Below are 20,808 nucleotides of genomic sequence, written 5' to 3' on the forward strand. Positions count from 1 at the left end.
TGATGAAACACCCAAGACTTTTTGACGTCGTCGCTGCAACGCTGATCCTGATCACCACGTCGGGTTCCACCATGGCGGACGAAGGACCGACGCGGTTGGAAGCCCGAGCCAGTGAAATCGATCCGCGATGCAAAGCGCATCCCGAAATCGGGTTCTTGATCGAAGACGCCAAGGGCCGGCCGGCCGACGTCCAGCATGCCTCGGTCGACACGAACGTTCCTGCCAAAGGCAAGTTGGTGATCTGGTTGATGGGCAACAACACGGCCCTGTTCGATCGCTTGAACAGCTATGGGCTGCACGTGATCCGGCCGCACTACGCGAACCGATGGTTTTCGATTTGTTGCCGCCAGACGCCGGTCGGAGAACATTGTCGCGGCAACATTCGCTTGGAGGCGGCAACCGGAGAAGACTTTAGTGACGAAGTGGACATTCCCAAGCCCGATGGCATGATGGAGCGTTCGCTGCAATTTGTCCGTTGGCTCCGTGAAAGGCATCCCGAAGGCAACTGGGACCAATTCTTGACCGAAGACGGGTCGCAACTTCGCTGGGACGATGTGATCGTTTCGGGCAGTTCCCACGGATCCACCACCGCTGCCCGCTTCGCCAAGCACGTCAAAGTGAGCCGCGTGGTGGCGTTGTGCGGCCCGCGGGATCAGCACCAGGTCTGGCAGGCCCTGCCCTCGGCGACACCTGAAAACCGCTACTTCGGTTTTTCACACGTGCTCGATGGCGGTTGGACCGGCGACCATTACTGTCGCAGCTGGGAATTGTTGGGGATGCACAAGTTCGGCCCGATCGTCAACGTCGACCAGACCCAGCCCCCGTACTCCAACACCCGCCGGCTGATCACCGATTTCGACGTCGGTGGCGATGCCGGCCGAGCCCACAGCAGCGTCCAGCCCGGCAGCCGGGCCTACAAGAACCCGGCCGACGGATCCTTCATGCACGAACCGGTCTGGCGTTATCTCTACACGCACCCGGTCGACCAAGTCGGTGATGCAACACCGCTGGACGAGGGCTGCGACAAGGAGCAACGCCAGGATTGAGAACACGCTCACTGGCAGGGGGTGCATGATTTCGTGCCTCGTTCCCAGACGCTGCGCAGAACCGGGATTCTGCGGTGGTTCAGAACTCAAGCGAAATCATTCCACGATGGACGGTCGACTCACAACCGCCATCGGGCGACGAAACACGAGTGACATCAGCCGATTCGCGCAAGCGTTCGGGCACCAGCGTCAAAGGAGGGCAGCGTCGATGGAGGCCCGTAGGCTAGCGCCAAACGGCTGATCCCAAGAGGGGGCAGCGGAATCGAAAGCGCCAAAATCTTACGAACAAAAAAACGAATCGAACGATTTTGCGCAGCCCAGGCTCCGCCTCGTCGTCGCAGGCGGTGTGCATGGCGAGAGCCACGGTTGCAGTGCATTCCAAGGCGGAGCCTGGGAACGAGGCAGAAGCGTCGGGGAACCACCTTCTGGCGAAGGTAGCTACGAAAAAAATGGCGTTGTCCAGCTAGAAAAACCGCGCCAGCGTCTCTTCGCTCGGTTTCGGCGTGACCAACGACACCACGACCATCGTGACCAGCGAACTGGTCAACATCACGACGACCGGCATGATCTCGTATTCCTCGCCTCCCAGGGGCAGCTTCAGCACGAACGTCCGCAGCGCGTCTTGCTCGAGCGCCTTGTAGAACAAGATGCTCCAGCTGACGATCGCCGCAAGGATCCCGCTGATCGCGCCGGCCGCGGTTAATCCTCGCCAGTAGAGTGCCGCAAAGACGATCGGGAACAGGGCACTGAATCCGCTGAAGCACCACACGCCCATCGCGAACACGCTTTTAACGTTCCCCAGGCTCAACAGGTAGGTGATCGCGACGATCCCGATGATGAACAGCCGGGTGTAGAGGACTTGCTGTGCGTCCGAGACGTTGTCCTTGCCTTTGTAGTGCGTCAACACATCGTTGGTGAAGATCGTCCCGATGCACAGGAATTGGCTGTCCAAGCTGCTCATGATCGCCGCCAGAATTCCCGCGGCCAACAATCCGCCGAGCACCTTGCCGGTTTGCGTTTTGACCAGGAACGGCAGAATCGTGTTCGGATTGCTCGGCAGCGGCGGTTTGGGCGGAATCAGTTCGCCCGTCGCCCAGATGCCGACCAGCACGCAGGGCACCCAGACGATCATGATGAACAGCGGGTGACAAATCACGGGCACCTTGAACGTGTTGGCGCTTTTGGCGGTCATCCAGTGCTGGAACAGGTGCGGAAACATGCCGACCGACAGCGGGATTAACAAGTACGTAAAGAACTTGGTCTTGCTCATCTCCATCCGCGTGATCTTCTCTTCGGGGACGGATTCGGCCAGCGCCTGCAAGTTCGCCATCAGTCCGTCTTGGCCGCCCAGGCGAGACGCGATCACGTAAAAGGTGACGATGCCCAGGATCATGAACACGATCGTTTGCAGCGTGTTGGCCCAGGTCGTCCCACGCATGCCGCCGAAGAACACATAGATCAGTACCACCACGCAGATCACCATCGAACCCAGCCAGGGCGGGACGCCGCCGTTGAGGGCCACGATCGGATTGCCGTCGGGAGTGAGCGCCTGAAACATTTCCACATTGGGGGCCAAACCCGCGGTCAACGACTGGATCACCGTCCCGCTGCTGATCACACCGATCAACAGGTACGGCACCACCAGCCCGACCAGGATGGGGAACAGCAACAGTCCGATGAAGTCGCTTTCCAGTCGGTCGCGAAAGAACTCAATTTGAGTCGTGTACTTGTGTCGCCTCGCGAATTTCCAAACCTTGACCCCGATCAAGAAGAAACACAGCGAGTGAATGATCCCGCTGCTACTGGCCAGCATCCCGTAGACGCCGATGCCTTCTTTGAACGCTTCGCCGCTGCTGCCGACCAAAGCGAACGCCGTCATCGTCGTCCCGAACAGACTCATCAAAAGCAGGAACGGACCGATCGAGTGGCTGGCGACCTGGTAGTCTTCTTTGGTGCCCTTGAACAGCCGACTGGACGACAGCCCGAGCAGTAGCAGTAGTCCCAGGTAGATCAGAATGATGATTAATTGGGGAAGTCCTGGATGGTTCACGACGCCGCCTCCTCGCTGGAAGTCCCGTCCAGTTTTTCGACCACCTCGTCATCCAACGGCCAAGCGATCACCGTTGCCAAGGCCCATGTCAAACTGGCACCGATGGAGATACAGGCGTGCCAGAACAAGCCGATCGGAATGAAGCCGAACACCAGCGTGTCGTCGGTCCAAAACCAATTGTCCTGATGCAGAATCAGCAACAGCACCACCAACGCGGCGATGATCCACATGCCGTTGGATTTGGGAGTCGTGGAACTCGTCATTGAATATCCGATCGAAAATCGTTTTCTAAAGGCGGGAAACGGGGCGGGAGAGCCCAAGAGTGTACCCCGTCAGCCAACCACGCTGGTACCCGGGGCGAAAACGTTGGTGTTCAGCCTTAAGACGCCCTCCACGCCGCCTTTGGCCGGCGCGGATCGGCGAAAGCCCAAGACCGCGTCAGTTAAGCTCAGCGCGGACGCCCGGACGCTGGCGCGAACCGGCTGATGTCAAACGAGTATCAGCCGTTTGGCGCGAGCCTACGGGCCCTGCGACGAGAAAACGACGCTCAACTTAGCGGTCTTGGACTCGCGTCTAGACACCGACGACTGTGAGAATAGGCATCCGGGTCGACCTCCCGCCGAACCGAGCACCTATCCCGCTCGGGCAGGTCTGGTATCCTCGGGCGTTGCCCTTCAACCAAGTGAAAACCCGTGTCATCGACCCACGACCTTATCGCCACCTGCGCCTTCGGACTCGAAGCGATCGTCCGCCGTGAACTGGAGACGCTCGGAATCGAAGCCACGATCGGCGAATCCGGACGGGTGCACTTTCGCGGCGACCTGGAAACAATCGCGCTGGCGAATTTGCAACTGCGCTGTGCCGACCGGGTGCTGATCCGCGTCGCCGAGTTCCCCGCGGCAGACTTCGACGCCCTGTTCGAAACGGTGCGGGCGATCTCGTGGGGGGATCTGTTGCCCATCGATGCCGAATTTCCGGTCACCGGACGATCGATCAAATCAATCCTCTCCAGCGTCCCGGCCTGTCAACGAACCGTCAAACGCGCGATCGTCGACGCGATGCTCCGCGACCACCGGGCCACCACACTGGATGAAACCGGCCCCCTGTTCAAGATCGACGTCGCGTTACTGAAAGACACCGCGACGCTGACCATCGACACGACCGGGCGAAGTCTTCATCGCCGCGGCTACCGAACCGACATCTCCCAGGCCCCCCTGAAGGAAACCCTGGCCGCGGCCATGGTCCTGCTCAGCTTTTGGAAACCCGATCGACCGCTGTTGGATCCGTTCTGCGGCAGCGGCACGATCCCGATCGAAGCGGCACGCATCGGCCGCAACATCGCTCCGGGGATCGACCGCGACTTCACCTTCGAATCCTGGCCCACGGTCCCCAAGGCACTGCTACCCGATTTGCGCAGCCAGGCAATCGCGGCCCAACTCGACTCGATCGAAGAACGGATCCTGGGCAGCGATCTCGAAGGCCGTGTTCTTCGTGCGGCGCGTGATAATGCGGAACGCGCCGGCGTGGCCGATTCGATTCACTTTCAATCCGGCGACGCACTCAAGCTGACCAGCCGACGCCGTTTCGGATGTTTGATCACCAACCCGCCCTACGGCAGACGCATCGGCGAGGATCGAGAGCTCGATGCACTCTACCACGCCTTGCCGGAGGTGCTGCGTGGGTTGCCGACCTGGTCGCACTACTTTCTGACCGCCTATCCGAATTTCGAACGGGCCGTCGGACGCCAGGCCGACCGGCGACGAAAACTCTACAACGGCCGAATCGAATGCACCTACTATCAGTTCCATGGCCCTAAACGCGTCGTCGGCGGTCGGGACGAAGAGGTCGAAGCGGTGCACGGCGACTCCGATGCGAAACCGCAGGACACCCCGAGTGACCAAACCGCGTCTGGGGAAAAACCGTACACGCACGCCGCCGGACCGGCCGCGTTCGGACACTTGGATGCCAAGGCGACGCATCAGGCGGAATTGTTTGCCACCCGGCTGCGCAAACGCGCCAAGCACCTGCGACGCTGGCCGACAAAACGCGACATCACCTGCTTTCGGATCTACGAACGCGACATCCCCGAGATCCCGCTGATCGTTGACCGCTACGAAGACCACTTGCACATCACCGAATTTGAACGCCCCCACGACCGTGATCCCGCCCAGCACGCCAACTGGTTGGACCTGATGGCGCGGACGGCCGGCGAGACGTTGGAGGTGCCCGCGGCGAACATCCATTTCAAACGCCGCGGTCGCCAGAAAGGCAACACCCAGCATGAGAAGGTCGATCACACGGGCAACCGGATTGCCGTCCACGAAGGTGGCCTGAAATTCCTCGTCAACTTGGACGACTACGTCGACACCGGGCTGTTTCTCGACCACCGCATCGCCCGCTCGATGGTCCGTGATCTCGCCAAAGACAAGTGGGTGCTGAACCTGTTTTGCTACACCGGCGCATTCACCGTCTATGCCGCCGCCGGCGGCGCGCGAAAAACAACCAGCGTCGACCTGTCGAACACCTACCTTTCGTGGACCAAGGAAAACCTCCGGATCAACGGCTTGATCGACGCGAAACGGCAAGACGGGCATTCGTTCATCGCCAGCGACGTCGAGCAATTCATCGCTGATCATCCCGCCGGTGAACGCTACGATCTGGTCGTCTTCGATCCGCCGACCTACTCACGCAGCAAGAAGACCGAGAAAGATTGGAATGTCCAAACCGATGCGCTGCCGATGCTGCAAAGTTTGTTGCCGTTGGTCCGCAAAGGCGGCGTGATTCTGTTCTCCACCAACTTTCGACGCTTCAAATTTGGTCCGGACGCCCTGGACGTGTCGGAGTGTCACGAGATCTCCAAACAGACCGTGCCGGAAGACTTTCGCAACCGCCGCATCCACCGCTGCTGGCGGATCGTCCGCTAACAGCCCCTACACGCCAGCGGGAAGCGTCATCCATCCTTGTTCCAGGGCTCCGCCTTGGAACACACTGCCCCGGAGGCTCCCCGGGCTGTCGATTTAATCGCAACCGAAACAAGAGTGAGCCGATGGCGCTAGCCACGGGCCTCGAAGGGCGATGCTGGCACCGCTAGGCCCGCGGCTAGCGCCGTCGGCTCACTAAATCGACAGCCCGTCCCGCCTCCCGATTCCCCCTCGTGCCAGCACACGCACACCGACGTTTACCTCGCCCCCGCCCGGTTCCTCGGTTGGCGATTGCGCCGCGGTGAACCCGGATCCGAATCTTCCGGAACCCCGAACTGCTGCTGTGCCGCGGCCAACTGCTTCATCAACCGCTCTTGCACACTCTCATAATCGGTGCTTCCGTAAACACTTTGCAGCTCATTCGGATCGGCTTTCAAATCGAACAGCTCCCAGTCATCGATCTTCTTGCCTTCGAGCGCGTAGTAGTGAATCAGCTTGTGTCGCCCATCGGTCACGCCATAGTGACGCGCGACGTTGTGCGCTCCGGGATTCTCGTAGTAGTGATAGTAGAACACCTTTCGCCAATCCTCCGGCGTGTTGCCTTGCAGCAACGGAACCAGGGAGCGACCTTGCATGTCCGCAGGCACTTCGACGCCGGCCAGGTCCAGGAACGTTTCGGCGAAATCCAAATTGGAAACGATGTCGTTGTTGGTCGATCCGGGGGCGACCTTGCCGGGCCAGCGGACCAGCAGTGGGGTGCGGAGCGATTCTTCATACATCCACCGCTTGTCGAACCAGCCGTGTTCGCCCAGGTACCAACCCTGGTCGGAGGAATAAATCACGACGGTGTTTTCAGCCAGTCCGCTTTCGTCCAGGTAATCCAGGACCTGCCCGATCCCGTCGTCGACGCTTTTGACACAGCGCAGGTAGTCTTTAACGTAACGCTGATACTTCCACTTGATGATCTCTTCTTCGGTCATCGACTCCCTGGCGGCTTCAAACGCCTTGTTCTTGGGACCGTAGGCGGCGTCCCAGGCGACCTTTTGTTGGTCGTTCATGTTGCCGTATCCGGACAGCTTCAAATCCCGCGCGTTCAAGTGGGTCTTGATCGTCATCGTTTGACGACTGGCTGATTGGGTGCGTCCGGTGTAGTCGTCCCACAGCGTTTCCGGTTCGGGGATCGTCACATCGTCCAACCAGTTCAGGTACTTTGGTGCCGGCATCCAATTTCGGTGGGGCGCCTTGTGCTGGTACATCACCATGAACGGCTTCTCGGGATCGCGGTCCTCCTTCAGCCACGCCAGCGTCTTGTCGGTGATGATCTCGGTCGTGTACCCGGTGTGGGGACGCGTCACCGGTTGCCCTTCGGCCCCCTCGGTGATCATCGGCGGGTTGTAGTAGGGGCCTTGGCCTTTCAAGACATCGTAGTAGTCATACCCTTGCGGCGTGGTCGCAAGGTGCCATTTGCCGATGACCGCGGTTTGGTACCCGGCAGCGCGAAGCAGTTTGGGAAACGTCTGTTGGTCACCATTGAACCGATTGCCGTTGCGGATGAAACCGTTCAGGTGACTGTACTTTCCGGTTTGAATGACCGCCCGACTTGGGCCACAGATCCCGTTGGTCACATAGCAGCGGTCAAACCGCATGCCCTCGCGGGCGATGCGGTCCATGTTGGGCGTTGTGATCCGCGTCGGATCGTACGCGCTGAGCGCTTGGGTGCAGTGGTCATCGGTAAAGATGAACACGATGTTGGGCCGATCCGTTTCGGCGGCGACCGTGAGCGATGTCAGGGTGACCAGGCTGCAAAATGACAAGGCCAGCATCAAAAACGGACGCGATGGACAACAAGCATGTCGTGCCGTTTTTTTTCGGAGAGTGATCATCGAAGCAATCATTGGTGGGTCCCGAGGGCAGTCAGGGGGGGCGGGCAGGTTGGCGAAGCCCTTGATCCTAGCCACTCCCCGCACCGCGCACAAATCCGCCGACGACTTTCTCCAACGGCATCTGAAACTTCTCCTTAATTGATTGTGGGGCGACGCCCCGAACGAAGCTTCGGGCTCACGCTCACCCGTTTTTCGTCATCCGAGCTTGCCTTTGTAGTTCGTCGACTTCATCGATAATCTCCAGCAACCGTCGCCCAAACGAGGACAGGTCATATTCGACCCTTGGTGGGATTTCGGGATAGCTCGCTCTTTCAACGATCCCATACTCAACAAGACGCTTCAGACGTTCCGAAAGCACCTTCGCCGTCATCCCGTCGACGGCCCGCTGCAATTGCCCCGGCCGATTGACGCCGTCTTCAATGTGCCGCAGCAGTGCCACCATGTAGCGGCACCCCAAGCACTTTTCAAAAACTTCGGTCACCTCTGGATCGCTCATTGCTTTCCATTCCTTACCTGAAAGAAAGTACCCCACCTCTTTGTGCCCGGTTGCTCCGACCGATTGCCCGGACATTATACCCGCACGGCCGTGACATCCTTATTCGACACGGTTCCTGGAAATCGTCCCCGCTGAAACTGGAGCATTGTGATGACTCACCTCTTGCATATCAACTCAAGCCCGCGCTTTGATCGCTCGCACACACGTCGCCTGACGTCCGACTTCGTGGAGCGATGGAAAAGCATCCATCCGCACGGCACGGTGACGTCTCGCGACCTCGGAACAGACCCGTTGCCCCATGTCACACAGGATTGGATCGCCGCCGCCTTTACGCCACCGAACCGGCGTAGCGCAGACATGCGGGCCGCCTTGCGGTTGAGCGACGAATTGATTGACGAACTCTTCGATGCCGACCTGATTGTCGCCGGCATTCCGTTCTATAACTTCGGCATGCCGAGCGGGTTCAAGGCCTATGTCGATCAAATCGTTCGCGTCGGTCGGACGTTTGATTTTCACCCCGATGATCCCGATTCAGCCTACACCCCACTGGTCCACGGGAAACGCCTGATCGCGGTGGTCTCGCGAGGCGACGGAGGGTACGGTCCCGGTGGTCCCAACGAGATGCGAAACCACCTCGATCCCCACCTGCGCACGGTGTTTTCGTTCATCGGTGTCGAGCAAGTCGAAATCGTCGCTGCCGAGAATGATGAACACGGTGGGATTGCCCTGGCCGATTCCCTGGACTCCGCTCGCCGCCGGCTCATGGAACTTGCCGAGGCGAATTTTCCGGCCCCCGAAGTGGTGTCGTCGTGCCGCGCGAATTAGACTCTGCAAGGTCAGTGGTTCGTCGGACCTCCAATGCGGTTCGGACGGCTCCTGTCACACGCTGCAGTTTCCCCCGCCTCGGCTCCCCGAATTGGCTGATTGCCTCCCATGTCATTGCACTTTCACAAGCTTGGATTTCTTTCCGCCCCGGCGTTGTTCATCGCGGCGCTGCTGATTCCCGCACCGAGTTTTACCCAGGAACCGACGATCATTCCCGGCAAAGGCCCGGCGTACACGACGCCGCCGACCGACGAGCCGAACTACCCCTTAATGGGTGAGTTTGCCGGTCAAATTCAGGTTCAGGGTGAAAAGAAAAAGAAACAAACCGTCGCGCTGCAGATCCGCCCGGTCGCCGGCGACCAGTTTCACGCGATGGCCTTCTACGGCGCCCTGCCGGGCGAGCCGAAACACCAAAGCGAAGAAATGCGGCTGATCGGGCTTAGAGCCAAGGACAGTCTGGTGCTTTCGGGCGGTCCGTGGGCGATCTTCGTCGACCCCAAAGGTTGCAACCTCGTCAGCTCGAGCGGCAAACTGCTCGGCCGGCTCAAACGCGTCCACCGCGTCAGCCCCACGCTGGGTGCGAAGGCGCCCGAGGGGGCGACCGTCTTGTTTGACGGCACAGGCGTTGATCACTTCGTGGGTGCCGAAATGACCGAGGACGGGTTGCTCAAAGAAGGCGCACTGATTTCACCGATGTTCCAGGACTTTGACCTGCACGTCGAATTTCGACTGCCCTACATGCCGCAAGCCGAAGGCCAACAGCGCGGCAACAGTGGGCTGTATCTGCAAAGCCGCTACGAGTGCCAGGTGCTCGATTCGTTCGGCACCGAAAAAATGTTCAACGGACTCGGGGCGCTTTACCGCATGAAAGCCCCCGCCGTGAACATGGCCTTCCCTCCGCTGGTCTGGCAAACCTATGACATCCATTTTACCGCGCCGCGCTGGGCGTCGGACGGAAAGAAGATTCGCAACGCACGGGTGACCAGCTGGGTCAACGGCGTCAAGGTCCAAGACGACGTCGAATTGCCCAGTAAAACCGGCGCCGGGAAAGCCGAAGAGCCGACGTTGTCGCCGATCAACATTCAAGACCACGGTGACCCCGTCCGGTTCCGCAACATCTGGATCGTCGACCGCGGCATCACCACCGCCGACTTCCCCGTGATCGCGTCCAAGAAACAACGCCAAGAAGCCGCCAAACTGGAATGGAACGAAAAGCCAGCACCGGAACAAGCCGCGGAAGAGCCGGCGGAGGAATCAGCCGCCAAAGAAACAGCCGAGAAGGCAGCGGCAGCTGAAAAGGCAGACGCGCCGGAGAAGGCAGAGACGCCGGAGAAGAAGGACGACGCCGAATCAACACCGGCCGCCGAGAAAAACGCTGACGAAAAGCCGGCAGCCAAAGAGGAAGCACCCGCAGAGGAAAAGGCAGAGCCACAGCAAAACTGACCACCGATGATCCAGCGATCGCCGCGCGGTGCGTGACCCATCGCGGCGACCCTGGCAAAAGATTGATTGGTCAAAGATGGAGTCGGCTGGATGCTTCATTTTTTGACCCGCCCATTTTTTGACCAAACTTCTTCCGGCCCGGTATTTCCCCCTGCCGCTACCAGATTGGTCGCCGCCGCGTTCCCCAAGCCAAACCCATCAACTGAGGGATGATCAGCCCGATGGTCATCGCCGTGACAATCTTGTTGGTCGGGAAGCCGTTCAATGGATGCGGCGGGGCAACTGCCCTGGAAACCAATTGGACCGAATTGCCCGACTTGGCCTCCGCGTGAACTTGGGCCATGCGATCGGTCAATTTGGCCAGTAATACCTGCGTCCGTTCCAGGTCATCCGTCGCGAACTGCAGCTTCGCACTGGGTTCTGGCGATTCACGCGATAAATCGACGACGCGTTGCTGCTGTTCCTCCAGCCTTTCTTTCAGCAATGTGATCTCCGATTCAAGGAGTTGCTTCAAGGTAGAAAATCGCTTGCGATCGAACTGGATACAGCGTTCCAGGTATTCCTCGGCAATCAAGTTGCAAACCGCCGCCGATGCCGTGCGGTCGTAATCAATAAAACGAAGACTCATCACGCTTCCGTCGTCGCCCGGATCGACGGACAGATACATCGCCAAGTTCTCTTTCGCCGTTTCGGGATCGGAGAGCATCGGCGAATTTGCGATTGTGGGATGGGAAAGCACCGCCTCGGAGATGGCATCGCTGAGAATGACATGCCTCACTCCGCGGGTCAGGCCTCCTGGCGGTCGTAACGCACCGCTATCCGCGTTGACGGCTAGCACTGCCGATGCTTGATACCACGGCCGGTAGTCGCGCAGAAATGTCAGGCTGAACGCCACGCCGATGCCCAGCCCCAGCGGAACAGACCACCAGAGTCTCCTCCGGAATGAGCTTCGTTTGCGGACCGGGAACAGATCAGGTTCAACGTCACGTGCGGGAGACTGGTTGCCTTCGGTCATCAATCGACTCGGTGTGGACGGGGATGCAACGGAGTTCAACAACCATGAATATGCTAATCGATGCTCCCAAGCCCCGCACCCATTTCGTCTTTCCGAAGAATTGCTAGCGACTACCGAACCCAGGCTTCCAGATGCAGCTGTTGAAAAAACCTGCTGTCCTGCAGGATCGCGCGGTGCAGACTGGGCGGAATGGCGTGGGCGCCGTGGGACATCAATAGCGACCTTGCCGTACACGCATCTGCCGGATTCATCGCGATGATCGCACTGCTTGCGTCCTGAATCCTGCCATGCAAAACGTTCAGGGCAGGATCCAGCAAGAATTGTTCAAACAGCGGCCGACGATCGATCGGGTAGCGAAATGACTCGCTGCAACGCAACGCTCCCTCGTGGTATCGGATGACCTGCGGAGGTGATTGCTCCTCGGCGATCAGTAGCAACCCGCAGGCTCGCAGCGACTGCCCCAGCGTCACGCTGCTCGCCAGCTTGGCGATCGGAATCGACAACAGCAGTCCGCTGATCATCGGCAAGAACCAGGGCAACAACGACGGCATCGCCCAGGCGATCAAGGCCAAACAGGTGATGCCCAACAGTGTGAACCCCGCGAACTGTCTCGCAGCCTCCCGCCACGTCAACACGTGTTCATTTCGCTGCTGCGTCGACCAGCGTACGTTCACGCCCGCGAGGGCGGCGAGGATGAACCAGGAGTGAAAGCACGCCATGATGGGCGACAACAGAACCGACGCAACCGTTTCGATCAACGCACTCAACGCGTGTGCGATGCGACCGTCCGGCGCGCGTGAAGGATGTCGGATCACCAGCAAAACACTCCAAAGTTTTGGCAACAAGAGTAACGCCATCGAGACCGCGAACAGGAGCAGGGCGGTCTCGCCTGCGGAATTTGAAGCGGTTGTCGCATCGGATGCACTGTGTCGCTCGACGGCGGCACCGACCACGCACAGAACGGTGAACGCGATCCAAAGCGGCGCGGTGGCGAACGCGAGCACGCCATTGGCAAAGTGGAATCGGCTGAGCGCACGAAAGTTCTCGGCAGCCACCAACTTGGTGTGCTGAAGGTTGCCTTGGCACCAGCGTTGGTCGCGGATGGCATAGTCGGCCAGCGTCGTCGGGCATTCTTCGTAACTGCCGCCCAGATCCGTCGCCAGCTGAACCTTGAATCCGGCACGCAGCATCAATGCCGCTTCGACGAAGTCATGGCTCAGAATCTCACCGCCCAGCGGGGCCTTGCCGGGCAAGACCGGAAGATCGCAGTGATCGAGGAATGCCTGCACGCGAATGATCGCATTGTGTCCCCAGTAATTCCCTTCATCACCGGCCCACAAGGAAAACCCCTGAACATAGATCGGCCCGTAGGCTTGCGCGGCGAACTGTTGTAGCCGGGCGAACAACGAGTTTCTGCCGACCGGGGTGGGGGGGACCTGCAGGATGCCGATTTTGGAATCTTGCGAGATCCGCCGCACCATTTCGATCATCGTCGACGCGGACATCAAACTGTCGGCATCCAGAACAATCATGAACAGGTATTCTTGTCCCCAACGCTCACAAAAATCTGCGATGTTGCCTGCCTTGCGGGCAACATTGCGCGGACGACGTCGGTAAAAAACCTTGCTGGTCTCCCCCAGTTCTTCGCTCAAACGCGCCCAGGCAACTTCTTCCTGCAACCAGGTTTCCGGGTCGGTGGTATCGCTGAGCACATAAAAGTCGAATGTGGAAGCTGCGCCGTGATCGGCCAGATCTTGGATCATCGCCTGGATCCCCGCGAAGACACGCTCCGGCGACTCGTTGTAGACAGGCACAAGAACCGCCGTCCGCGCTGTTGTCATAGCCTCACGTTGATGAATCGCCTCCCCACCCCGGTTACGCGCCAGCGCAAGGCTCGCAGCTCCCACGGTTGCCAGGCAAAACGAAAACGTGATCCAAGCGAACAACAACGCGAACAGCGGAACGGTCAACATCTCGGCGATCTGAACACCCGGGCCGCCCGCAATGACAACGTAGTAGTGGCTCGTCGCGATTACGGTGGCAACCAATGTCACCATGATCACCACAGCGCGAAAAAGACGTGTACGGTCCATCACTCATTCGTCCGTGAGAGAGGGGCGGACGGATGATCCAACGCGTGCGATGCCACTTTGCGTGAATCGCTGCGTGGCCAAGCCGGACCAAAATCTCGGCCGGAGCCAACAAACAGCGCGGACCTCCTCCGCCTCGGCCATCGCCGCGGGTGTCTCCACCGGCACCACGCTCGGTAGCACGCCGGTCGCGATGGCATCCATCCTCTCGGCGGCCAACCGCAGCGCACTGCGTTTGAATTCGCTTGCGGTGACCTTGTCGCAATTGCCGAGTGTACGTTCGACCTGCGCGACGACACGCTCCGCTTCTTGGTCGATGACTTCCTCCTTCACCATGCGGCTTTCACGCAGGTAGCGTTCAACCAAACGCAACGTCGGTCCGCGATGCTCCATCCGCACTGCAGGCGTGTTCACCGCAGATGGACGTGTGGATACAAACGATGAAACCGAGAGATCAGGCGTCCAGACGGGCGCCGTGGTATTGTCGAATGACATGGACTTGCTTTTTGAGTTGAGAGAAGGGGCTACACCGCACTCGATCCATAAACGACCAAGTGAAAGCGGAGAGCTTCGGTTGATAAGACGGTTCAAACGCTGTACCGATTCTCTTGGGCAATTCCAGAATTCCGTCGGTCGGATGGAATCAGGAGTTGCTACCAAGGTCCCCGAATGGGATTAGCGTGAATCGAAGCACCGTTGGAAGATAAGAACGGGGCAGACTTGAATTCACGCCGCAGCACAGCGTTCGGCTCCCGCGTGAGCCATTTCATGAAACTTACATACGCGGTGGAATCAATTGATGTCAACGGCAAGAAAATCGAGCAGCCGTTGCGCGATTTCCGATCAATGTGAAGTGTCGCGTCGAAGGCGCGTCGAAGCATTCATCGATTGAGAACCTTTGGGTACCGTTTGATCACGTAGCCGACGGGTGACGTTGGGATGATCGCAATTGAATTATGGGCTCGAGTTTCTGATGGAACCGAGTCTTTGATGGCACGGAAACTGCAACTGCGCGTGGAAACTGCAACTGCGCGTGGAAACTGCAACTGCGCGTGGCGTCGCCAGTGTACGCACCACACCTTTTTGCAACGACCGCATTTCTAGTCTGCTGATGGACGTTCCTTCGCTGCGACGCTGGCTCGTGTTTCAGTTCTTCTCTGGTTTTCTTAATTCATGCGTAGGGGTATTCCGGTGGATCTTTCGCAATGTTCCTCATTCGGTCTAGCCGTCGTGGTGATGTTCGGCGGCTTCGCGTGCCGATGCTCCGCACGTGATCCGCTTTCGACGATCCGTTGTTTCAGTGACCTTCAACAACTCGCTCGCCAGCGATCAACTCAATCGGCCCCGCCGCGAGCCACGTTGCCCGCGGCGCTGGCCGATCTGCCTTACGAGCAGTACGAGCGAATTTCGTACAAGCCCGATCTTGCGATCTGGCGCGAGGAACGTCGGACATATTTTGAGACCTTCCATCGCGGATTCGTCCAGCGCGACAAGGTGCGTGTGTTTGCGGTCACGCCATCAGGCACCGCTGAAGTCCCTTTCCAGAAAGCCAACTTCACGTATGGCGAGCAACTCGATCCCGCTTTGATTGACGACGATGCGGGACACGCCGGGATCAAACTGATCAGCACGCTGGACGGGATGCCGGGCGGGCAAGAGTTGTTGACGTTTCTCGGTGCGAGCTACTTTCGTGGCCGGAGTGCCGAGACACGCTACGGCACCTCCGCTCGGGCGTTGGCGGTCGACGTGGCACTCAATCACGACGAAGAGTTTCCGTTTTTCCACGCGTTCTGGGTCGTTCAACCGGAACCGCCCGAGTCAAAGGTGCAGGTCTTGGCACTGCTGGAAAGCCCCAGCGTGGTCGGCGCGTACCGGTTCATGTTCACACCCGATCGATGGGAGTCTCGGCTGGATGTCCGCAGCACGTTGCACTTTCGCAGTCCTGTGGAAAAGGTTGCCTTGGCTCCGCTGACGAGCATGTGGATGTGGGGCGACGGCCTGGCCGGTCCGCCCAAAGACAGTCGTCCGGCTTGCCACGACGCGGACGGGTTGCTGATCCGTCAAGCAAGCAAAGGCGGACAGTCGGAATGGATCTGGCGCGCCTTCGCGCGGCAGAGCTATCCATCGGTCAGTCGGATTGATGTGGCGCAGCTTCGCGGATTCGGATTGCTTCAACGCAATCGAGCGTTCTTTCATTTCGACGACCACAACGCGCGCTACGATTTGCGGCCCAGTGTTTGGGTCACGCCCAAAGAACCTTGGCGTGACGGTGTCATCGAATTGCTGGAGCTGCCCGGCGCCCACGAAGGCGTCGATAACATCGGCGCCTATTGGGTTCCCCGAGAGCAACCAAAGCCCGGAACGCCGCTTGAGCTGGATTACACGGTCGGGTTCTTTGCCGGCGATCACGGCCAGCAGCGTTACGTCGGCCGGGCCACCGACTTCAATCTCAAACGCGGTGAGTCGAATGACAGCGTAGAGATCGCGATACGTTTTGCCGGTACTGCGGTCGCCCAGATGTCCGAAGCATCCAGCATCCATGTCGACGTCGAAACGATCCGCGCAACCGTGGTGAAGAAGGCGGTCGAGCGGACCGACGCGGGAGACTGGATTGCCACCGTGACGCTGCGGCTGAACGAAGACGCGCCGGCCGAGATAAGTGTCCGGCTACTCGACGCAGGCCGAGCACTCACCGAGCAATTTCGCTACCTCTGTCCGCCACGAACGCCCGAGTTCGTCTACCCCGCCGTTTACACGCGAGAAGAATAGTTTTCGCTGGTGTCCAGGCTTTAGCCGCCACATTTCGCTGCTCCGCAGCGTAGGGGAAGTCGCCTAAACGCTAAACACCAGCACGGGTGTCGCTGCTTCAAGTACGATGCCCTTCCGGGCTGTCGCCCCCCAGTCGCACCGCGACGATCACGGAAAGCGACCGGCCCGTTGATCGTGAAGCATCGCGTAATGCTTACGCCTGCTGGGATCGGCGTCGCCGCCAGCTGGCGGCGGTGATGCTCAAGAGAATCACCGCGGTGGTGGCCGGTTCGGGGATGGCGGTGACTTGGCCGGACAGGATCAGGTTGTCGATGCCGAAGTCTTGGTCGCTCGTCGCACCTTCGCTGCCGTACAGTCGCAGCGCAAACGTGTTGGTGCCAGCGGCCGCTTGCACACCGTTCAAGTCGATCGGACCGGTGTTCCAACGCCCGGTCGAAAAATCCTCGCCCGTCGATTCGGCTCCCGCTTCACCCGGTGCGTGATGGTCGTGTGCCACGTTGGTCAGAAAGTCGGTGTCGCCGAGCAAGCCGTCAACCGCAGGGTCACCCTCTGGGTTGACGAACAAGGAATAGGTGACGCGGGCACCACTGGTGTTCGTCCCGCGAGTCTTCAAGGAGTCGAAACTGATCGATTGCAGATTCAGTCGGAATCCGACGTGGACGTTGACGTCAAAGTAAACGACTTGATTCGTGAACTCGAGTGATCGATCGTCATTCTCGTCGGTGCTGAATCCGAGCGCATTGTCGTAGTCATCGGCGGCGAAGCCGAGTGCGGCCGTGGGATCCAGGTTGCGAGAAAACTGCAATTCGCTAACCGTCACACCCGCGTTGGAGACGCTGCTGGATAGGTTCAGCCCCGTGTTGAATCCGCTCGGATTGCTGGTCTCGGTGGTGTAGTCGTTGCCTTCAAATTCAAAGCGTGCGATGACATCGGCTTGCGCCATCTGGCTCCATCCGATGACCAAACAAAACAGACAGGCCGGGATGAATGGGGTGAAGGTGCGCCAGGGACTTCGGTTCACCGGACGCGGGGTTCGTTGACGCAGCGGCATGTCAGCTCCGCGGTACAAATGGGGGCGGATAGGAAATATAAATCGTCGCAGTGCCCCGGTTGATGTCGGGCACTATAGCGAATGGGATGTTATTCCGCGCCGGGATGTACAAATGATCGAAGTTCGGTGCGACGACCGGGCGCACCTTGCGGGTTGAACGCGGGTGCCGGAGATCAGACACTGGGCCCGTCGATCACTGGCTACTGGAATGGATCAACAGCGAAAACCCACGGATGGCAAGGCGTCCCCGCGGATCCCAGGCTGGATGACATCCGTGCGTACGCCTTGCCATCCGTGGGCCGATTTTTCGAAGTACACCATCGCAACGAGACGCGCCGTGACATGTGCCCGCAACGCACACGCATCAATGCTCCAGGGCCGGTCGCTCCTCCGCCGGATCCGGAATCTTTGGCCGTTGAAATGACCACCCCGCTGTCGGAACGCGTCCGCGACAATTAATCTTGTGCGATGGCTCGCTCGGTGAAACCGCTCTGCAATGACGCAGGCCACCGGGACGCTCGGTTCTTGATTCGAAAAGTCGATGTCCAGACAAGACTCCCTGCCCGATTATGGACGCACGTTTCCGCTGTACGTGCCGCCGATCGACTGGTTTTTTCTGATCGACGACAGCCCCGAGTACACGATGTCGTTCTTCTTGGACCTGGATTTTTCTGGCCAATTGGACCAAGACCTCTTCCAAGCCGCGCTCGACGAGGCGCTATCACGCCATCCGCTGCTGTTCTGCGTCATCGAACTGGCCAAAAAGAATCGCCTCTGCTGGGTTCTGGCTCCCGACAAAGTTTCACCGGTCGATTGGGCCGACGGCGACGTGCCGGTGGAGTTCAAGAACAACGGCTACATCGACATTCGCACCGAAACAGGGCTCCGCATCTGGGTCCGGCAGTCGGCCGATTCGGCCCGCGTCACGATGCAATTTCACCATTCGGCCTGTGACGGCACCGGCGCCTACCGCTTCGTCGGCGACCTGCTGGGGTGTTACATGAAGCGGTTGTCCAGCTGCGAAGGCAAGGTCGAACTGGGTAATTATGACAGTGCCCTCTTGAAAGTCCGCCGGTCGAAAATGCGCAGCATCCGCATCCACGACAGCGGCTTTAAGAAACTGAAGATCGCGGTCGCCGAAGGCTGGAACCATCTCAGCACCCGAACCGCCCCGCTGCGACCTCCCGCCTCGCCGCCCAACAAGTTCGTCTTGCCGGGAATGGTCAAGCAGGAGTTCTCCGCCGGCGATCTGGCGACGCTGCGGACCGCCGCGACCTCTCAAGGTGGCACGCTGAACGACCTGTTCCTGTGCAAGATGTTTCAAGCGGCGCTGAAGTGGAACGGGCCGACGACCGGATCACGCAAGATCCGGATGCTCGTTCCCGCCGACATGCGCGACGGACAAGATTTTGAGATCCCGGCCTGCAACATGACCGCCTGCACCTTCGTCACCAAGTCGGCTGCCGAGATCGAAGACGACAAGCGATTGATGGATTCGGTCATCAAAGACACATTGGCGCTCAAAAACGGCGCGCCCCAATCGGCCTTCGTCAACGCGCTGACGTCGGCCATGGAAGGTTCGGTGATGCAAAAGCTGCTCAAGTACGGCGGCTGTCTTGCCACCGGCGTGTTTTCCAACGCCGGCGACCCTTCACGCCGCTTCACCGGCCGACTGCCCAAGCAACGCGGCAAGATCGCTTGCGATGAATTCACGCTCGAAGCGATCACCGGCGTGCCCCCGCTGCGCAAACACACCCGCAGCACGCTGTCGTCCAGCATCTACGGTCGCAAACTGTGCTTTTCACTCCGCTGTGATCCCTATCTGTTTGGCGAACGCGACACGAAAGAGCTGCTGGAATTGTTTTGCGACCAACTCAGGCCGTTGACGCAGAAGGCGTAATGCCAGCCCGCCGCGAATGCCAGCCCGTCGCGTAAGCAAGGGGCACGTGGTGGTTGAAAGGAGGCCGCTCGCTTACGCGTCCCGCTGGCAATCCTCTTCGCTGTTGATTCCCAGCGAATAGGCAAACCGTCCCAACATGGCGGCGTACAGGAAAGCGATGGCGACACAGATCGCTGCACCAACGCCCGCGTAAATCGGTTCGGGCGGCGCGAACGCGAAATACACCAGCGGCACCGCCAACGTCGCTCCGGCGGCAAAGTAAAACAGCCGAGACGCGCGCCGGGAACGCTGAAAGCCACGAAACACGTCAAAAGAAACCGGCGCCATCACGGTCTGGTTGTCTAAGATCGACAGCACCACGTACGGAAACATCAGGTGCGCCCCCAGCAGCATCAGGCTCACCGTGACGAGCGTATGCGTTGAAAACAACGTCGCCAAAAACAGCGCCGGTGTCACCGAGCAAACCAGCGCCGCCCCGACGATCAAACAAGACTCCAGCCATGCGTACAGATCGATCGTCGGCCAGTCTTCCACGGTCCGGCTGCCGTTGGCGACCGCATCGACGATCGCCAGTCCGCAGGTCATTGCCAGTGAAAACCCGATCGCCATCACGGGGAACGTCGCAAACCCAAGCCGCGGCCGTGCGACCGTCGCCGCGACCGAAACCGCCAGCAGCGAAGCGACGGCGACCAGATGAATCACGACGCCCGGATCGACGAACACACTGGTGACAGATTTGACCCAGCTGTTCATCGCGTTTTCGGTGCGGCTAAGATCCTCCGCCTCCTGCTCCACCACCACCTCGGCCGACTTCATCAAGTTATCGATCACCAGCCCGGCGTTTTCGGTGCGGCGTTCGAAGGGATGGAGTTCGCTACTCGGAAACGAATCCGGTAGTGGCGCCGATTGGGAAGCGGACGATGACGATGCGACAAGCTTCTTCGGTGGCCGAGGGACCCTGACCCTGCTGTGACAATCATTGCAGCGCACCGTGCTGCCGACCTGACGGACGCTGACGTACTTGACGCTCTCACACTTGGGGCAACGCAGGCGAAATTGCTCCGTGCCTTGCGATGCTTGCGGCGCGAAGTTTGAATCGGAAGGCGAATCCTCCAGCCCCAGCCAATCTTCGCCCTGATGATCGCCAGCGGAGTTCTCGGCGGCCGGCGCGGTCAAAAACGGCTGCGAGCACGCCGGGCATCGCACCCGCCGACCGGCCTGCCGTTCACGGACCGAAACACGGGCGTTGCATTTCGGACAGAGAACGATTTGTGCCATGGTCGCCGCTGGGAAACGAGTTTCAAAGATGACTCACGCCA

The 20,808-nt window shown here is 59.6% G+C and carries 16 protein-coding genes; 7 read left to right on the forward strand and 9 right to left on the reverse strand.

Features of this window, described 5'->3' with window-relative positions:
* Positions 1-71: 71 nt before the first annotated feature.
* Positions 72-1,046 (forward strand): BPSS1187 family protein, encoded by a 975-nt coding sequence (locus tag Mal15_RS02175; protein ID WP_147871806.1) that lies wholly within the window; start codon positions 72-74, stop codon positions 1,044-1,046.
* A gap of 463 nt (positions 1,047-1,509) precedes the next feature.
* Here the strand turns inward: Mal15_RS02175 and Mal15_RS02180 are convergent, their stop codons facing one another.
* Together Mal15_RS02180 and Mal15_RS02185 are read right to left on the reverse strand one after the other, a co-directional pair.
* A complete protein-coding gene (locus Mal15_RS02180) occupies positions 1,510-3,096 on the reverse strand; it encodes a sodium:solute symporter family protein (protein WP_147866247.1) in 1,587 nt (528 codons plus the stop codon).
* Positions 3,093-3,359 (reverse strand): DUF3311 domain-containing protein, encoded by a 267-nt coding sequence (locus Mal15_RS02185; RefSeq protein ID WP_147866248.1) that lies wholly within the window; start codon positions 3,357-3,359, stop codon positions 3,093-3,095. The genes Mal15_RS02180 and Mal15_RS02185 overlap by 4 nt, the downstream gene beginning before the upstream one ends.
* Before the next feature lie 429 nt (positions 3,360-3,788).
* On the opposite strand from Mal15_RS02185, the gene rlmKL reads away from it, so the two are divergent.
* The gene (gene rlmKL, locus Mal15_RS02190; protein ID WP_147866249.1) at positions 3,789-6,020 is read left to right on the forward strand and encodes a bifunctional 23S rRNA (guanine(2069)-N(7))-methyltransferase RlmK/23S rRNA (guanine(2445)-N(2))-methyltransferase RlmL; all 2,232 of its coding nucleotides are present in this window, start codon (positions 3,789-3,791) and stop codon (positions 6,018-6,020) included.
* A gap of 254 nt (positions 6,021-6,274) precedes the next feature.
* Here rlmKL and Mal15_RS02195 read toward each other — a convergent pair whose 3' ends face one another.
* Together Mal15_RS02195 and Mal15_RS02200 are read right to left on the reverse strand one after the other, a co-directional pair.
* Positions 6,275-7,900, reverse strand: coding sequence for a sulfatase family protein (locus Mal15_RS02195; RefSeq protein WP_233903235.1), 1,626 nt, complete (start codon positions 7,898-7,900; stop codon positions 6,275-6,277).
* Between the two features lie 181 nt (positions 7,901-8,081).
* The gene (locus Mal15_RS02200) at positions 8,082-8,396 is read right to left on the reverse strand and encodes a winged helix-turn-helix transcriptional regulator (RefSeq protein WP_147866250.1); all 315 of its coding nucleotides are present in this window, start codon (positions 8,394-8,396) and stop codon (positions 8,082-8,084) included.
* A gap of 150 nt (positions 8,397-8,546) precedes the next feature.
* On the opposite strand from Mal15_RS02200, the gene Mal15_RS02205 reads away from it, so the two are divergent.
* Positions 8,547-9,221, forward strand: a complete 675-nt coding sequence (locus tag Mal15_RS02205) for an FMN-dependent NADH-azoreductase (protein WP_147866251.1) — start codon at positions 8,547-8,549, stop codon at positions 9,219-9,221.
* Positions 9,222-9,329: 108 nt separating this feature from the next.
* Positions 9,330-10,664 carry a 3-keto-disaccharide hydrolase gene (locus Mal15_RS02210; RefSeq protein WP_147866252.1) on the forward strand — a complete coding sequence of 445 codons (1,335 nt, stop codon included), beginning with the start codon at positions 9,330-9,332 and terminating at the stop codon, positions 10,662-10,664.
* A 157-nt stretch (positions 10,665-10,821) separates the two neighbouring features.
* Here Mal15_RS02210 and Mal15_RS02215 read toward each other — a convergent pair whose 3' ends face one another.
* The 3 genes from Mal15_RS02215 to Mal15_RS02225 all read right to left on the reverse strand — a co-directional run bounded on the left by Mal15_RS02215 (position 10,822) and on the right by Mal15_RS02225 (position 14,183).
* The gene (locus Mal15_RS02215; protein ID WP_147866253.1) at positions 10,822-11,679 is read right to left on the reverse strand and encodes a GumC domain-containing protein; all 858 of its coding nucleotides are present in this window, start codon (positions 11,677-11,679) and stop codon (positions 10,822-10,824) included.
* Positions 11,680-11,789: 110 nt separating this feature from the next.
* The gene (mdoH, locus tag Mal15_RS02220; protein ID WP_147866254.1) at positions 11,790-13,772 is read right to left on the reverse strand and encodes a glucans biosynthesis glucosyltransferase MdoH; all 1,983 of its coding nucleotides are present in this window, start codon (positions 13,770-13,772) and stop codon (positions 11,790-11,792) included.
* A 3-nt stretch (positions 13,773-13,775) separates the two neighbouring features.
* Positions 13,776-14,183, reverse strand: coding sequence for a hypothetical protein (locus tag Mal15_RS02225; protein ID WP_147866255.1), 408 nt, complete (start codon positions 14,181-14,183; stop codon positions 13,776-13,778).
* A 282-nt stretch (positions 14,184-14,465) separates the two neighbouring features.
* Here Mal15_RS02225 and Mal15_RS33890 point away from each other — a divergent pair, with 282 nt between their 5' ends.
* Together Mal15_RS33890 and Mal15_RS02230 are read left to right on the forward strand one after the other, a co-directional pair.
* The gene (locus Mal15_RS33890) at positions 14,466-14,621 is read left to right on the forward strand and encodes a hypothetical protein (RefSeq protein WP_167546587.1); all 156 of its coding nucleotides are present in this window, start codon (positions 14,466-14,468) and stop codon (positions 14,619-14,621) included.
* A 339-nt stretch (positions 14,622-14,960) separates the two neighbouring features.
* Positions 14,961-16,538: a glucan biosynthesis protein gene (locus Mal15_RS02230; RefSeq protein WP_167546588.1), complete on the forward strand. Its 1,578-nt coding sequence runs from the start codon at positions 14,961-14,963 to the stop codon at positions 16,536-16,538.
* A 193-nt stretch (positions 16,539-16,731) separates the two neighbouring features.
* Here Mal15_RS02230 and Mal15_RS02235 read toward each other — a convergent pair whose 3' ends face one another.
* Entirely contained in the window at positions 16,732-17,559 is an 828-nt protein-coding gene (locus Mal15_RS02235) for a PEP-CTERM sorting domain-containing protein (protein ID WP_167546589.1), read from the reverse strand.
* A 571-nt stretch (positions 17,560-18,130) separates the two neighbouring features.
* On the opposite strand from Mal15_RS02235, the gene Mal15_RS02240 reads away from it, so the two are divergent.
* Entirely contained in the window at positions 18,131-19,489 is a 1,359-nt protein-coding gene (locus tag Mal15_RS02240; RefSeq protein WP_147866258.1) for a hypothetical protein, read from the forward strand.
* A gap of 72 nt (positions 19,490-19,561) precedes the next feature.
* Here the strand turns inward: Mal15_RS02240 and Mal15_RS02245 are convergent, their stop codons facing one another.
* Positions 19,562-20,767 (reverse strand): zinc ribbon domain-containing protein, encoded by a 1,206-nt coding sequence (locus Mal15_RS02245; RefSeq protein WP_147866259.1) that lies wholly within the window; start codon positions 20,765-20,767, stop codon positions 19,562-19,564.
* Positions 20,768-20,808: the final 41 nt, after the last annotated feature.

The sequence above is a fragment of the Stieleria maiorica genome (assembly GCF_008035925.1).
Lineage (GTDB): Bacteria > Planctomycetota > Planctomycetia > Pirellulales > Pirellulaceae > Stieleria > Stieleria maiorica.